The organism is Burkholderia sp. E168m23 (assembly GCF_016586125.1).
In the GTDB taxonomy this organism is placed as follows: Bacteria; Pseudomonadota; Gammaproteobacteria; order Burkholderiales; family Burkholderiaceae; genus Burkholderia; species Burkholderia orbicola.
Genome location: NZ_BCPP01001521.1, coordinates 1 through 923, shown reverse-complemented (window position 1 = coordinate 923; position 923 = coordinate 1). Strand labels below are relative to the sequence as shown.

The 923-nt window shown below is 68.0% G+C and carries 2 protein-coding genes; one reads left to right on the top strand and one right to left on the bottom strand.

The features are described 5' to 3' along the window. The coding region (locus JMF90_RS38620; protein WP_201326499.1) for a cytochrome c at positions 1–499 on the top strand (499 nt) is incomplete at its 5' end. 91 nt (positions 500–590) lie between these two features. Here JMF90_RS38620 and JMF90_RS38615 read toward each other — a convergent pair. Continuing rightward, positions 591–752, bottom strand: coding sequence for a hypothetical protein (locus tag JMF90_RS38615; protein ID WP_023475988.1), 162 nt, complete (start codon positions 750–752; stop codon positions 591–593). Positions 753–923 lie beyond the last annotated feature (171 nt).

Sequence of the window (923 nt, the reverse complement as noted above, 5' to 3'; positions counted from 1 at the left end):
ACGTTCGTTCGGCGTCGGCATCGCGCCGCAAGGCTCCGCGTTCGGCGAGATGTATCCGGTCGTGCACCTGAGCACGCAGTACCTGACGAAGGACGACCTGCGCGGGCTGTCGACGTACCTGCTCGGCGATACGCCGCCCGCGCCGCAACCGGTGAAGCCGGTGTCGGCCGACGCCGCGCAACTGGCCGCCGGCCGCTCGGTGTATCTCGCGGTGTGTGCGGGCTGTCACGGCTTCAACGGCGAAGGCAAGCCGCACGTGGCGGTGCCGATGAACGGCAACTCGACGCTGCGCCAGGGCGATCCGCGCAACCTGCTGGTCGCGATGCTCGACGGTATCGACGAGCAGAAGTTCGCCGGTTTCGAAAACCTGCAGCCGATGCCGGGTTTCGCGAAGACGTTGAGCGATGACGAACTCGCGCAACTCGCGAACTACCTGCGCGCGACGTGGGGCGGCCAGCCTGCGAGCGTCACGGCGGCCGATGTGAAGGCGATGCGTTGAGTCGTGCCGTGGGGTAGAGCGTCGCGCGCGAGCGGCCGGCTTCCGGTGCTCGCGCGCGATTTCGTCGCCTCACTTTCCTCGCGGCGGCGCGTCAGTAGCCGCCGCCACCCCCTCCACCTCCGCTGCCTCCGGAGCCGCCATACCGGCTCATGCCCGGCCCTTGCGACGTACCGCTGCCCGACGACGTACAGCCCGCCGACAGCACGAGCACCAGCGCCGCGATCAGCGCCGCAACCAACGTTGCCGATTTCATTGCGATCTCCTTGCCGCGCGCAGGCGACAGGAAAGGCGGTTCGCGTGAACCGCGCGTCTGCGCGATGAGAAGACGTTTCGGCGGGGCGTTTATTCCATGCTTTTTGCGTATCGCCGCGGCAGCGCCTGGATCAACGATAGACGAGATCGGCGCGACGGTTCTGCGCCCACG